This window comes from Bradyrhizobium sp. HKCCYLRH3059 (assembly GCF_051168035.1).
In the GTDB taxonomy this organism is placed as follows: Bacteria; Pseudomonadota; Alphaproteobacteria; order Rhizobiales; family Xanthobacteraceae; genus Bradyrhizobium.
In genome coordinates this window covers 1-13,573 of sequence record NZ_JBNPUF010000008.1, presented here as the reverse complement: position 1 = coordinate 13,573, position 13,573 = coordinate 1, and the positions used below count along the sequence as shown (strand labels likewise).

General features: G+C 64.1%; 11 protein-coding genes. 7 read left to right on the top strand and 4 right to left on the bottom strand.

The genetic code is table 11. The annotated features are described in order from the left end of the window. Positions 1–13 precede the first annotated feature (13 nt). Complete coding sequence (locus tag ACQR13_RS24180) at positions 14–979, bottom strand: amidohydrolase family protein (protein ID WP_315715668.1); 966 nt, start codon at positions 977–979, stop codon at positions 14–16. 569 nt (positions 980–1,548) lie between these two features. Between ACQR13_RS24180 and ACQR13_RS24175 the strand changes: the two genes are divergently transcribed. The 6 genes from ACQR13_RS24175 to cyoD all read left to right on the top strand — a co-directional run bounded on the left by ACQR13_RS24175 (position 1,549) and on the right by cyoD (position 8,189). Beyond that, entirely contained in the window at positions 1,549–2,781 is a 1,233-nt protein-coding gene (locus ACQR13_RS24175; RefSeq protein WP_316202536.1) for an acetyl-CoA C-acetyltransferase, read from the top strand. 255 nt (positions 2,782–3,036) lie between these two features. Further along, entirely contained in the window at positions 3,037–4,824 is a 1,788-nt protein-coding gene (locus ACQR13_RS24170) for a chloride channel protein (protein ID WP_315826439.1), read from the top strand. A gap of 81 nt (positions 4,825–4,905) precedes the next feature. Continuing rightward, positions 4,906–6,237 (top strand): PQQ-dependent sugar dehydrogenase, encoded by a 1,332-nt coding sequence (locus tag ACQR13_RS24165; protein WP_316202537.1) that lies wholly within the window; start codon positions 4,906–4,908, stop codon positions 6,235–6,237. 72 nt (positions 6,238–6,309) lie between these two features. After that, positions 6,310–7,143, top strand: coding sequence for a cytochrome ubiquinol oxidase subunit II (locus tag ACQR13_RS24160; protein WP_316202541.1), 834 nt, complete (start codon positions 6,310–6,312; stop codon positions 7,141–7,143). Positions 7,144–7,167: 24 nt separating this feature from the next. Continuing rightward, positions 7,168–7,809, top strand: coding sequence for a cytochrome o ubiquinol oxidase subunit III (cyoC, locus tag ACQR13_RS24155; protein WP_315715672.1), 642 nt, complete (start codon positions 7,168–7,170; stop codon positions 7,807–7,809). Further along, the gene (gene cyoD, locus ACQR13_RS24150) at positions 7,806–8,189 is read left to right on the top strand and encodes a cytochrome o ubiquinol oxidase subunit IV (protein ID WP_315715673.1); all 384 of its coding nucleotides are present in this window, start codon (positions 7,806–7,808) and stop codon (positions 8,187–8,189) included. Before cyoC ends, cyoD begins: the two co-directional genes overlap by 4 nt. A 76-nt stretch (positions 8,190–8,265) precedes the next feature. On the opposite strand, the gene ACQR13_RS24145 is transcribed toward cyoD, so the two are convergent. Continuing rightward, positions 8,266–9,033, bottom strand: a complete 768-nt coding sequence (locus tag ACQR13_RS24145) for a thermonuclease family protein (protein WP_409999226.1) — start codon at positions 9,031–9,033, stop codon at positions 8,266–8,268. Positions 9,034–9,189: 156 nt separating this feature from the next. Between ACQR13_RS24145 and ACQR13_RS24140 the strand changes: the two genes are divergently transcribed. Next, on the top strand, positions 9,190–10,236 hold the full coding sequence (locus tag ACQR13_RS24140; RefSeq protein WP_315826437.1) for a S1C family serine protease: 1,047 nt from the start codon (positions 9,190–9,192) through the stop codon (positions 10,234–10,236). A 762-nt stretch (positions 10,237–10,998) separates the two neighbouring features. Here the strand turns inward: ACQR13_RS24140 and ACQR13_RS24135 are convergent. Together ACQR13_RS24135 and ACQR13_RS24130 are read right to left on the bottom strand one after the other, a co-directional pair. Then, entirely contained in the window at positions 10,999–12,033 is a 1,035-nt protein-coding gene (locus ACQR13_RS24135; RefSeq protein ID WP_315751959.1) for a glycoside hydrolase domain-containing protein, read from the bottom strand. Positions 12,034–12,589: 556 nt separating this feature from the next. Next, a complete protein-coding gene (locus ACQR13_RS24130) occupies positions 12,590–13,138 on the bottom strand; it encodes a hypothetical protein (protein WP_315751958.1) in 549 nt (182 codons plus the stop codon). Between the last annotated feature and the right edge of the window lie 435 nt (positions 13,139–13,573).

The window sequence follows — 13,573 nt, the reverse complement described above, 5'->3', positions numbered from 1 at the left end:
AGCTGGCGGTGACTCAGCTCTTGGGCTCGAACTTGAACAGCCGTTCGGGATTGCTGACAAGCAGCTTTCGCTGCATGGCCGGATCCGGGGCGTAGAGTGGGATCAGATCGACCAGATCGCCGTCATTGGGCATGATCTTGACGTTCGGATGCGGCCAGTCGGTGCCCCAGATGACGCGATCCGGCGCGTTGTCGATCAGCTTGCGGGCGAACGGGACCGCGTCGTGGAACGGGGGGCCGGAGGCCGAAGCGCGCTCGGGACCGGTGATCTTGATCCAGCACTTGTCGTCGCTCGCCTGCAGGTCGAGCAGCGCCTTGAACCCGGCATCGTCGATCCCCTTGGCAGCGCTGATCGTGCCCATGTGGTCGATCACATAGGTGACCGGCAGCGCCTTCAGGATCGGCACGAATTCCTGGATCGTCCCGGCCTCGAGATAAACGTCGACGTGCCAGCCGATCGCCGCGACGCGGTCCACCAGGGTGCGGAAGACGTTCATGTCGCCGACGCCGCCGAGGCGGCGGAGGAAGGCGAACCGGCAGGCGCAGATGCCGGCCTTGCCGAGCGCCGCGAGGTCGGCATCGGACATCGCCGCGTTGATGTTGGCGACGCCCTTGTAGTTGCCGTTGCTCTGCGCGATCGCATCGGTCACGACCCGATTGTCGGTGCCGTGGACGGTGGCGTTGACGATGACGGCGCGCTCGACGCCGATCTTGGCGTGCAGCGCCTGGAACATCTCCAGCGATGCGTCGGGCGGCGTGTAGGGGCGAGTGGGCGAGAATGGATAGGTCGCGGCCGGCCCGAAGATGTGGGTGTGGGTATCGACGCTGCCCGGCGGCGCCCTGAAGCTCGGGGTCTTCGGTGCCGGATCCGGGCCGGCGATGCTGGGGATCTTGGCCTCGTCGGCGGAGAGGGCAGGGCCTCCGAGCACGCTCGCCGCTCCCAGTCCGGCCATGGTGGCCAGCAGGTCTCGTCTCAACATCAGAGCGTCCTCCTCGGGATGGCCGCGGTCACAGGCAGGCGCTGCCCGCCAGGCTCCGGCATCGTTCGTGTTTGCTATCGTCACGCCACGAAGGAGAGGTCGGGCGACCTCTCAACGTGGCGTCGTGATCATGGGGGGTCCGGCTCCCGAGCCGGCGGATCGCTGTGATCCCAGTTGTTCCTGATCGAGGATCTTGCAGCCTCTGCAGCATGACAAGAAGCATTGGGTGAACGGTCAGTTCGCTGGGTTGGACAATGCTCTGCAGTCCAACTGCCAACGTTGCCGAGACCCTCCGTTCGAGCTGCGTTGCAGCGCGTCTGGGCGAGATGGGCTGCTCTTCAACCAGTCTGCGAGAAGGCAGCCCGAGCGCGCCGATCCGCGGAATTGTTCGTGCGGCGGAAAGGTGAGTTGTGTCAAAGCCATGGCGTGCGTTCTGGTCATGCGCCGGCAGCTTCAAGCGCCGTTGTGAAGACCGCATGCGCAATGCTATGCGACAGCAAAGAGAGGCGTGCGGCCGCCGAGACGCCGCGCGCTGTCAGCGCACAACAACTTCGGGCAAAGGAAACACCATGGTCGACGCGCTCATCATCGATGCCTGCAGAACGCCGCGCGGTATTGGCAAGGCCGGCAAGGGCGCGCTCGCCGGGCTGCACCCGCAGCATCTCGGCGCCACCGTGCTGCGTGCGCTGGCCGACCGCACCGGCATCAATACCGGCGATGTCGACGACATCATCTGGGGCTGCTCGTCGCAGCGCGGACCGCAGAGCGGCGATCTCGGCCGCATGTCGGCGCTCGACGCCGGCTACGACATCCGCGCCTCGGGCGTCACGCTCGATCGCTTCTGCGGCTCCGGCATCACCAGCATCAACATCGCCGCGGCCTCGATCATGGCCGGGCAGGAGGACCTCGTCGTCGCCGGCGGCTGCGAGATGATGTCGATGGACGGTCGGCGCGGCGAGGGGCCGCTGATGATGGATGCCGGCAATCTGCATCTGCGCGCGCTGCATCCGCAGTCGCATCAGGGCGTCTGCGCCGATGCCATCGCCACCATGGAAGGCATCACCCGCGCCGACGTCGACGCGCTCGGGCTGGAGAGCCAGAAGCGCGCGGCGGCTGCGATCGCTGCCGGCCATTTCAAGAAGAGTCTGGTGCCTGTGCATCGCGAGGACGGCAGCGTCGCGCTCGACCACGAGGAATACCCCCGGCCGCAGACCACGGCCGAGGCGCTGGCCGCGCTGAAGCCGGCGTTTCCGGCGATCGCCGACTACGCGCTGGACGAGAAGGGTACGACGTATCGCAACCTGATCCTGCAGCGCTATCCCGGCCTCGAGATCGAATTCGTGCATCACGCCGGCAACTCCTCGGGCGTGGTCGACGGTGCGGCGGCGATCCTGCTGGCGTCGCCGTCCTATGCCAAGGCCCATGGCCTGAAGCCGCGTGCACGCGTCGTGGCGATGGCCAATATGGGCGACGACCCGACCCTGATGCTGAACGCCCCGGTGCCGGCGACGCGCAAGGTGCTGGCCAAGGCCGGGCTCAAGCTTGATGACATCGACCTGTTCGAGATCAACGAGGCGTTCGCCGTCGTCGCCGAGAAGTATATCCGCGACCTCGAGCTCGACCGCGCCAAGGTCAATGTGAACGGCGGCTCGATCGCGCTGGGACATCCGATCGGCGCCACCGGTTCCATCCTGATCGGGACGCTGCTCGACGAGCTCGAGCGGCGCGATCTCAAGCGCGGCCTGGTCACGATGTGCGCGGCCGGTGGCATGGCACCCGCGATCATCATCGAGCGGATCTGAACGGGACATCTCCTCGATTTGAGTTGCGCGCGCCCGTTGCGGAGTCTCCCGTGGCGGGCGCCGTTGTTTTGCACCTGGGCCGCTTGTGACCTCGGCGGTGCCGCGCAGTTGAGGCGCAGGATCGCGCGAGCCGCGGCGGTTCCACTTTCCGGACCAGTCAACCACGTTTCGATCGGACAGGAATTCGCGCTTGTTCCGCTAGTTGCGACAGGTTATTGCCACGGCGAGGCCTCATCGTAGAAGAAATGGCTCTCCGTGCTGTCGACGCTGTCGCATATCATCGATCGCAAGGCTTCGAACCGGGTGGTCACGCGGCTGCGGGCCCTGCTGCGCAGCAACGAGTTCTACCTGATACCGCTGGCGCTGGTGATCGGCGTTGCGACGGGTGCGATCGTGACGGTGATGAGCCTGATCGCGCAGGTCGCGCATGTGGTCATCTACGGCATTCCGATCGATGTCCGGCTCAGCGCTCATACCTCGGTCAACCCGGCCGTCGCCCTGATCGCGCCCGCCTGCGGCGGCCTTGCGCTCGGCATCATGGAATGGCTGCGGCGGCGCTGGAAGATTGCGGCCGCGGTCGACCCTGTCGAGGCCAATGCGCTGCGCGGCGGACGGCTGTCGATGCGCGACAGCATCGTGGTGAGCGGCCAGACCCTGGTCTCCAACGGCTCCGGCGCGTCGGTCGGGCTCGAGGCCGGCTACACCCAGATCGGTGCCGGCGTCGCCTCGCTGCTTGGGCAGTATCTCACGCTCCGCCGCAACGATATGCGCCTCATCCTCGGCTGCGGTGCGGCCGCCGCCATTGCGGCCGCTTTCGGCGCGCCGATCACGGGGGCGTTCTATGCCTATGAGCTGATCGTCGGCGTCTACTCCGTCGGCAGCGCGGCGCCGATCCTGGCGGCCTCGCTGGCGGGTGCGCTGACCTCGCAATATCTCGCCGGCGCGCCGTATTCGCTGGAGGTCGCCAAGGTCGGCGCGGTCGGCTTCGAGCAATACATCGCGCTGTTCGTGCTGGCGCTCCTCGTCGCCGGCATCGGCATCGTGGTGATGCGTGCCTCGCCGGCGGTCGAGCGGCTGTTCGTCCGCATTCCGGTGTGGCTGCGCCCGGTGATCGGCGGGGTCTGTGTCGGCGCCATGGCGATCGTGACGCCGCAGGTGCTGGCGGCAGGCCACGGCGCAATGCTGCTCGACCTGCATCGCGAGATGGCGGTCGGCATGATCGCCACCATCATCGTGCTCAAGCTCGCCGCCTGCCTGATCTCGCTGGCCTCGGGCTTCCGCGGCGGTCTGTTCTTCGCCTCGCTGTTCGTCGGCAGCCTGCTCGGCAAGCTGTTTGCGGGACTGCTCGCGCTGGCCGGCCTCGGGCTCGCGATCGACCCGCTGGTGGCGATGCTCACGGGCATGGCGACGCTCGGTGTCGCCATCGTCGGCGGGCCGCTGACGATGTCGTTCCTGGTGCTGGAGATGACCCGCAGCGTCGACGTCACGGCCGTCGTGCTGGGCGCTTGCATCGTGACGTCGGTGTGCGTCCGCGTCCTGTTCGGCCACTCGTTCTCGACCTGGCGCCTGCATCTGCGCGGCGAGACCATCCGCAGCGCCAATGACGTCGGCTGGCTGCGCAACCTCACGGTCGAGCGGCTGATGCGCTCCGACGTCGCCAAGGTGCCGACCACGACCAGCATCGCGGCCTGCCGGCGCGAGTTCGCGCTGGGCACGCGCCAGGCCGTGGTGGTGGTGAACAACAGCGACGATTATTGCGGGCTGGTCTCCTTGCCCGATCTGTTCTCGGGCGAATTGGACTCCATCGCCGACGAGATCCAGGTGGTCGAGCTCGCCAAATATTTCGACGTCGCGCTGTTGCCCGAAATGAACGTCAAGACGGCGATGAAGATCTTCGACGATTCCGGCGCCGAAGAGCTGGCGGTGCTGGAATCGGAGAACAGCCGCAAGGTGATCGGCTTCCTGACCGAGTCCTTCGCGCGCCGCCGCTATGTCGAGGAGATCGACCAGGCGACGCGCGGCGTGCTCGGGGCGCTGTCGTGATCGCGTCCCGTCGCCGCGACACGTGATCGCCGGTCCTCGACCGGGGTAGACTGCCGGCCGTTCGAGACGCGCGAGGACCGCATGACGAGACTGATCAGCACGGCTGTCGTGGCGACCTTGAGCGCGCTGGCGGCGACCGCCGCCGCAGCCGAACCTGTTGTGCTGAAAGGCAAGGACGCGTTCGGCAGTTGGCAGGGTGATGCACCTGGCACAATCAGGCTGATCCGTCCCGAAGACCTGCCCAAACCGGGTGCGACGGCGTCCGCAGCCAACGTCTCCCGCGTGATGCACCGACCGGCCTCCGCCGTGCCGAAGGTCATCGACGGTTTCAAGATCGCGCTGTTTGCCGAGGGGCTGAGCGGGCCGCGCATCCTCCGCACCGCGCCGAATGGCGACATCTTCGTTGCCGAGACCCGGGCAGGGCGCGTCCGCGTGCTGCGTCCGAGCGAGGACGGCAGCAAGGTCGCGTCGAGCGAGATCTTCGCCGACCGTCTCGGCCATCCCTTCGGCATCGCCTTCTACCCGAGCAGCGATCCGCAATGGATCTATGTCGCGAGCACCGAGCGCGTCATGCGCTTTCCCTATCGAGCCGGCGACATGAAGGCGCAGGGGCCGCTGCAGGTCGTCGTGCCCGATCTGCCGGCTGGCTACGGCCATTCGACGCGCGATATCGTCTTCACCAGGGACGACAAGCGCATGCTGGTGTCGGTCGGCTCCACCGGCAATGTCGGCGAAGCGTTGGGAGAGCCAGCCGGCGGAGTCAGTGCCTGGATCAAGGCGCACCCGCTCGGCGCGGCCTGGGGCGGGGAGGCCGACCGTGCCAGCGTGCTGGCGTTCGATCCCGACGGCAAGAACCGCAGCCTGTTCGCCACCGGCATCCGCAACTGCGTCGGCCTCGCCATCCAGCCCGCGACCGGAACGCCGTGGTGCTCGACCAACGAACGCGACGGGCTCGGCGACGATCTGGTGCCGGATTATGTCACGCGGGTGAAGGAGGGCGGCTTCTATGGCTGGCCCTGGTACTACATCGGCGACAACCCCGACCCGCGCCATGCCGGCGAGCGCCCCGACCTGAAGGGCAGGATCACCGTGCCCGACGTGCTGCTGCAGCCGCATTCGGCCTCGCTCGGTCTGACATTCTACGACGGCAATCTGTTTCCGCCGGAGTATCGCGGCGATGCCTTCGCTGCCGAGCACGGCTCGTGGAACCGGTCCAAGCGCACCGGCTACAAGGTGATCCGGGTCAGGCTCAAGGACGGCGTGCCCACCGGCGAATACGAGGATTTCGTCACCGGATTCGTCGTCAACGATCGCGAAGTCTGGGGCCGGCCGGTCGGCGTCACCGTGGCGCGCGACGGCAGCCTGCTCATCTCCGAAGACGGCAACAGCACGATCTGGCGCGTGAGCCGCTGAGCGGATCTTTGCGGCGCAGGAACCTCTCGACCCGGTGTGGGTTGGGAGCGCGGATGAATGCCGGATGAGCGTATGAACATCTTCGATCCGCAAGGGCCGATCGCCGCCGCCGAGCAGACGATCCTGATCGATTCCGTCATCATCATGCTGGCGATCATCGTGCCGACATCGATCGCGGTGCTCGCTTTCGCGTTCTGGTTCCGGAGCTCCAACACCAGGGCGCGCTACCGGCCGGAGTTCGCCTATTCGGGCGCGGTCGAGCTCGTGGTGTGGTCGATCCCCGCGCTCACCGTCATCCTGCTCGGCGGCGTCGCCTGGATCGGCTCGCACCAGCTCGACCCGGGCAAGCCCGTCGACGGCACTGGGCTTCCGATCCGCATCCAGGCGGTGTCGCTCGACTGGAAGTGGCTGTTCATCTATCCCGACCAGCGCATCGCCACCGTCAACAGCCTGACCGTCCCGATCGGCGCGCCACTGCGCTTCGAGCTGACATCCGGCAGCGTCATGACGGCCTTCTTCATCCCGCAGCTCGGCGGCATGATCTACACCATGAACGGCATGGTCACGCGGCTGAACCTGCGCGGAGATCATGTCGGGACCTACAAGGGCTTGGCCTCGCATTTCAGCGGCGACGGTTTTCCCGACATGATGTTCGACACCAACGTCGTCTCGCAGCCCGACTTCGCCAACTGGGTGACGAATGCTGCCAGGAGCGGCCAGGTGGTCGACGAGGCGGGCTACAAGGAGCTCGCGGCGCAGTCCGTCGAGACCCGCCCGAAGACCTACCGGCTCGCGGATCCCGAGTTGTTCGGCAACATCGCCAGCCAGAAGATCCCTCCGGCGCCGGGACCGCAGCTCAGCGAGAACCAGTCGCGGCCGGAAGGCGGAACGGCGCATGCCCACTGAAGTCGTCGCAAAGGGAGTGGGCCGATGTCGGTGACCACCGTCGCTCAGGCGCCTGCCTATGCCGATCCGCATCAACTGCGTGCCGCCGAGCATCCTGGGCCGGCGCCGAAACGGATCGTGACCGGATTCGGCTTCTGGATATTCCTGCTCTCCGACATCGTGATGTTCTCGTGCTTCTTCGCGAGCTTCGCTGTGCTGTCGGGTGCGACCGCCGGCGGTCCGGGCGGCGCCGAACTGTTCGACGTCCGCAACGTCGCGGTCGAGACCGCTTTGCTGCTGCTGTCGAGCTTCACCTGCGGCATGGCGAGCATTGCCGCCGAGCGCCACAACCAGCTCTGGTTCCAGGTCGCGATGGCCGTCACCGGCCTGCTCGGCGCCGGCTTCCTGCTGCTCGAGGTCCGAGAGTTCGTCGACCTCGTCGGCCGCGGCGACGGGCCGAGCCGCAGCGCCTTCCTGTCGGCGTTCTTCACTCTTGTCGGCTGCCATGGCCTGCACGTCGCGGCTGGCATCCTGTGGCTGCTGACCATGATGGCGCAGGTGGTCGCCAAGGGCTTCCGCGCCGATATCGAGCGTCGCATCCTGTGCTTCGCGCTGTTCTGGCACGCGCTCGACATCATCTGGGTCGCGGTGTTCTCCGTGGTCTATCTGCTCGGGAGTGCGACATGACCGATCAAGCCCCCGCGGAATTCGATCTCGCGCCCGGCGAGCAGCAGCATGGCAGCCTGCGTTCCCGCGTCCTGTTCTATGTCGCGGGCCTCGGTCTCGCGATCCTGCTGACGGCGACGTCGTTCTTCATCGCCGGCACCGACCTCGTCTGGCAGCCGTCGATCCCGGTCGCGATCATCGTCCTGGCGATCGCCCAGATGGGGGTGCACCTGGTGTTCTTCCTGCACATCACCACCGGGCCCGACAACACCAACAACGTGCTGGCGCTGGCCTTCGGGCTGCTGATCGTGTTTCTCGTCGTCGGCGGCTCGCTGTGGATCATGGCGAACCTCAACCACAACATGATGCCGATGGATCAGCTGCTGCAGATGCAGCACTGAGCATCGTTGCGGCAATCCAGGGGCCGCGCGACAGCTCTCGATTGCTTCGTCGTGCCGGCTCGTCGACCGTCCGATCTCACTTCTTCGGCGCGCGGCAGTTGAATGCACGGCGGAAGCCGGCGGCGCGTGCATCGTCCTCCGAGCAGAACCAGCGGTCGGGCTCGGTGGTCGCCGGATAGCTCGGGCAGCCCTGCAGATGGTAGATGCCGATGTTGCCGGTGACGCGGGCGCGCACCGCGAACTTCCCCTTGATGCTGCAGCCCGGCGGCGCGCTCGGCGCGTCCGGGAAGAGCACCGCACGGATCTCGCGGTCGCGGTCGGCGCGGCAGGCCGCGCCGAGCAGGGCGCCGTCCTTCTTGTCGGCGCGGAACTCGGCTGGGGCGACGAAACATCCCTTCCACAGCCCGCGCACCGCCTCCTTGGCCGCGGCGACATCGTCCTTGGCGCGATACTTGATCGCCGGATCCGCGCTCATGGCGTAGCCCGCGCGCGCGACCTGTTGGTTCAGGCTGACCTTGTCGCCGTCGATGGTGCAGAGGCCGATCCTGCGCGTCTTGAGCGGCTTGTCGGGGCCGAGATCGTCGCAGCGCACCGAGCGGCCGCCGATCAGCTTGCCAAGCTGCTCGCGTGCCTCGACGCCGCAGCTCCAGGAATCGGCGTGATCGTCGATGCAGAGCTGGTCGACCTCCGGCGCATCGATGCCGTCGAGCCGGAACACCGTGTCGCCGAGCTGGATCGTGTCGCCGCTGCGCACCGTGGCGCTCGCCGCCAGCGATGCGCCGGTCATGTCGGCTCCCAGCACCATGGCCCCACACAACGACAACAGCCGGTCTCGCAGCCGCATGCTTCCTCCCGCAATCAGATTCATCAAATACCCGGCCGTAGTCCTATCACAGCGCGCGTGAGTCTCGCCAAGGACGGCGCGGAACGGCGCCGCCGGATCGCCACCTTGCGCGGGGGGCGGCTGCTACCCATCTGACCGGGCGAAGGAAATCTTGCCATGTTGGACTTTACCTCCGATCTCGCCGGCGATGCGGTGTCGCCGGCGCGCGCGTCTGATGCTGCGCCGGCCGACGACCGCGCGCTGCTGGACGCCTATTCCAATGCCGTCATCGACGTCACCGAGCGGGTCGGCCCTGCGGTCGTGCGCGTCGAAACCGGCCCCAGGGCTGGGTCGACCGCCGGCTCCCGCGCCGAGCGCGGCGGGCTCGGCTCGGGCATCGTGATCTCGCCCGACGGTCTCGTGCTGACCAACAGCCATGTCGTCGGCTCCTCCAAGAGCATCCGGCTGCGCGACGTCGAGGGCGTCGTCACCGACGCTCAGGTGCTCGGCGTCGATCCCGACACCGATCTCGCCTTGCTGCGCGCCAATCACGCGCGCGACCTGCGCTACGCCGCGCTCGGCAACTCCAAGAGCCTGCGCCGCGGCCAGCTCGTGGTCGCGATCGGCAATCCGCTCGGCTTCGAATCCACGGTGACGGCTGGCGTGGTCTCGGCGCTCGGCCGCTCGATCCGCTCGGTCTCGGGCCGCATGATCGAGGACGTCATCCAGACCGATGCGGCGCTCAACCCAGGCAATTCCGGCGGGGCGCTGGTGTCGTCGGCCGCCGAGGTGATCGGCATCAACACCGCCATCATCCAAGGCGCGCAGGGCATCTGCTTTGCGGTCGCCAGCAACACCGCGCAGTTCGTGCTGTCGGAGATCATCCGCCACGGCTACGTCCGCCGCGCCTATATCGGCGTGTCCGGGCAGACCGCGCCGGTGCCGCGGCGACATGCGTTGCTCGCCGGCGTCGAGAACAAGATGGGCGCGCTGTTGATGCAGATCGAGCCGGACGGGCCCGCGGCCCGCGCCGGCCTGCTGCCCGGCGACGTCGTGATCAAGCTCGACGGCGTCGACATCAACGGCGTCGACGACCTGATCCGCGTGCTCGACCGCGACCGCATCGGCCGTACCGTCGCGATGGACGTGCTGCGGCTGGGACGGCTGCGCGGCATCGACATCCACCCGGTCGAGCGCAAGCCGGCGGCGCGGCAGGCGTCGTGATCGTCGTGAGATATCGAAAGCCATAAACAACACCGCGGTCGTCCCGGCGAACGCTGCCGGCTTGTCCGGGACGACAGCAGAAGGTCTGGCGGGATTTTACGTTTCAAACAGCCAACGGATGAGGGACATGTCATCGCATTCTCGCGGCGTAGCACGCCCGAGTCCCGCGATCAGTCCGTCCCTCGCAACTCATGCAGAGGGCGCAGGGAATGCCGGGTGAAGGCCTCACCCATGGCCCGCCTGCGAAAAGAATGCAGGCGGCAGGTACCACAGGCAAAGCCGAAACACGCCGGCATTCCCTGCGCGATGGTCTTCACGCTTATACGCAGTCTCCCTGGTGCACCGGGCTTGTTGGCCACCATTCGCGGCAACGCTTGCGCATTGCGCGGGACACCAGCATCGGGGTGTCAGGACGCTGCGACTTCACGTCCACGACAGATCGTTCGTCCGCGCCCTCGTTACCGAAGACGCTGCGATCTCTCGCGGCCATCGCTCCCCACCTCGCGTGTCGTGACGATCGCGCGCAACGCCCCTCTGCATGAGGCGGGATACGCATAGACAATCACGATTTCCGTAAAAGCGCAAGAAATTGATTTTTATCTGAAATGTCGCCCGATCAGCCGGTACCGGGGGCGAAGCCGTTGCCGGACGATTGATGACGAGAAAAACCCGAGTCGGCTGTTGAACGGGAAGGCCGACCAGGCTTGCGCCCTTGAAAATCCGATCAACATAAAACGTCGAGCGGCAATAAAAGTTAGATAACTAACCGAAACTCGGGATAGTGGAACGGAGAGCTTCAGGTCGGCAGAAGCCACGAAGCATCTGCTCATCTAGGCTTACTCCGAGTGCTTCTCCCTCTTGGCACATTACTCTCACGGAACGCCCGAAGCTGGCGCGACTAAGCTCCGCATCCTCCAGAGGAATCAGTGTTTGATCGGGATTTAGCGGATCTGAGAACAACTGTATCCGCTTCGGTGCCACGAAACGACGGGCATCAAGGATCCGTTTCGAGACCGCGGCGGGTTCCGTCACTAGGCTCCCGTCGCTCCGCCATTGCCCGAACGACGTGAATTTCGGATTGAGTACATTGGTATCGATCTCACCATAGGGGCGGGCTAGATCAGTCTTGGTTTGAAATAGATGCCAATTGCCTGAATTGTAAAATTCTGCTGTGCGCCAATAAGCGACAGAAGCCGAAAGCCAATAGTACATATCCCACTGTTCTTCTGCGAGGATTTCGCAGGTTTTTCCGCAGCCGTAGACACCGATTTTGCGACCAGATTTGGCTACTTCTTTTTGCGCGTACTGAAAATACTGTTTTATCGCCAGAATATTTTTCTCACGGTCGCCGCTCGCTAGGTCAAAATCCGCGCCAAAGTAGATAGCGCTCCCTTCGGGCTGCTTCATGTTGTCAGCATTCTTCACTGCGTCGCGCACGTCATAAATTTTCTTGGTGGGCTCTTGAAAAGTTCGGCCACTCCCGCCGCTAAAATACTGGAATACAGTTGCGACGGCGATCCTCTGGTCTTCAAGCGCATTTAGTTCCGCTTTGGATAGAACTGCGTTCTGATAAGGGCCGTGATCCAAATTTTCGAGGCGTGTATAAAACCGGATCACTGTAGTGACGCCGGCGTCTGCTACCCGCTTGGCGGATCTGGTAAGATTCTTGCTGGCATCAATGATGCGTATGTCGGTTTGATTTGAGGTCCTACAAGTCGCTTCAGCGCGAGCCATCGAAGGGAAGACACCGATCGTAGCGCCTATACACATGCCAGACAGAAATTGTCGACGCTCCATAGCGTGTCCTCGTCATTCTATAGACAATACCCATACATCAGGCTGCCGGGCCTGAGATGCGGCGTCGTTTGCTATTTCATGAGCAGCACTAGTTTGTTGGGATATAAATTCCTCGCCGAGGTGGGCGATATGGAGATCGCCCGTCTCGTGACGCTCACTAATGCTTCCTATCCTTATTCCACAAAGAAGCGTTCGCTATCCCCGCCGGGGCCGCAAAAGCTCTTCAGCGAGCCCTTGCTGATAGTACCGCTTTTGACTGACACATCGCCCCCGCGCATTTTTCTAACACGATAGTCAAAACGCATCTGAACGTTACAAGTGGTCCTCACCTGCCACCTGTAGCAAATCTCCTCTGAGCGAAAAGGATTGTCCGTATCAGCGGGAGTGATCTGATCTTCGAGATAGCTTGCAATAACCGAACAGTCGCCGACCCGTACCCTGTCTTCGGCTAACGAAAAAGTGGTAGACGCAACGAGTATTAAGGCGATTAGTGCGTTTCTCATCGCTTAGACTCCATGCAAAATGTTATTCGTTCTATTCGAGCATGCATGCGCAGTTACAAAGCAACCGCGGCCAGAAACGTCATCTGGCCGCCGGGCGCCATATTAATTCCGTACATTTCGGGTTGAGAAAGTGGATGGTAGTCCGGACTGCCGGGCCACGGATCGAGCACGCCCACTTGCTGGGGAGCCGGACCCATTGGACTCATAACATAGTTGAAATCGACTATGACCATTGCGTGGTGAGTGTTGCAGTACAAGACGGGTCGGTCGTTCGCCAGTTCGTTGATAATGAAGTTATTACTGATGGCCATAATGCCGTCAGTCGGATCGTAGGCTGCGCTGATGCTCGCCTGGAAAGACTGGCCGCTGTCGTCTACCCACGGCGCACTGAGTGCTTGCGCTATGGCGAGCGGCGTTCCAGCGGGTTTGCATGCGAGGCCGCCAAATACTTTGGCTACGATTTTCTTTTGATCGGTACGATGTCCGTGCGCCGCAAAGATCATTGCTGTGGAGGCTGCCCAGCACCATTCAGGACATTCCTGTTTAATGATTTGCGGCTTGGCAACGTAGGCGCGCTGCAAGGTGCCAACGCTGTCTTTCATGGCCAAAAGTTTGGAGCTCGAAATCGCGACTGCGCCAGCGCCTGTTAGTAATGACCTTCGACTAATTAGCCTCATGCAATCCCCCTTGAGCCCGCCCAGTGCGAAAGTTTAGAAGTATACCGAAAGGTTGTAAATGTTACAAACATATATTAATGAAGGAGGCTGCTAAATAGCGCCGCCAATTTTCACGCTTTGTCACTGTCCAATTGACCGATCCCCTGTAGTGGCAACTCTCAAGGCGTCATCCGGCAGTGGCGTCTGACTGCCCGGTGACAACGGCCGCGACTCGGGCTCCCTGATAAAGTTCAGATTGCAGCGCGCAGCACCGTTGTTCTGATGTCCGCTTCGGGACGATTTCGTTGAAAAAGTCAGCAGTTGCGACGCAGAGATATCGGTGATTCAGTCTGTCTAGTGGGCAGGACTGAAGGTCATGAT

Bases quoted from the DNA above. Each gene is read 5' to 3' on its own strand.
- ACQR13_RS24160 (WP_316202541.1), top strand. From the start codon at position 6,310: ATGAACATCTTCGATCCGCAAGGGCCGATCGCCGCCGCCGAGCAGACG.
- ACQR13_RS24180 (WP_315715668.1), bottom strand. From the start codon at position 979: ATGTTGAGACGAGACCTGCTGGCCACCATGGCCGGACTGGGAGCGGCG.
- cyoD (WP_315715673.1), top strand. From the start codon at position 7,806: ATGACCGATCAAGCCCCCGCGGAATTCGATCTCGCGCCCGGCGAGCAG.
- ACQR13_RS24140 (WP_315826437.1), top strand. From the start codon at position 9,190: ATGTTGGACTTTACCTCCGATCTCGCCGGCGATGCGGTGTCGCCGGCG.
- ACQR13_RS24165 (WP_316202537.1), top strand. From the start codon at position 4,906: ATGACGAGACTGATCAGCACGGCTGTCGTGGCGACCTTGAGCGCGCTG.
- ACQR13_RS24145 (WP_409999226.1), bottom strand. From the start codon at position 9,033: ATGCGGCTGCGAGACCGGCTGTTGTCGTTGTGTGGGGCCATGGTGCTG.
- cyoC (WP_315715672.1), top strand. From the start codon at position 7,168: ATGTCGGTGACCACCGTCGCTCAGGCGCCTGCCTATGCCGATCCGCAT.
- ACQR13_RS24135 (WP_315751959.1), bottom strand. From the start codon at position 12,033: ATGGAGCGTCGACAATTTCTGTCTGGCATGTGTATAGGCGCTACGATC.
- ACQR13_RS24130 (WP_315751958.1), bottom strand. From the start codon at position 13,138: ATGAAAGACAGCGTTGGCACCTTGCAGCGCGCCTACGTTGCCAAGCCG.
- ACQR13_RS24175 (WP_316202536.1), top strand. From the start codon at position 1,549: ATGGTCGACGCGCTCATCATCGATGCCTGCAGAACGCCGCGCGGTATT.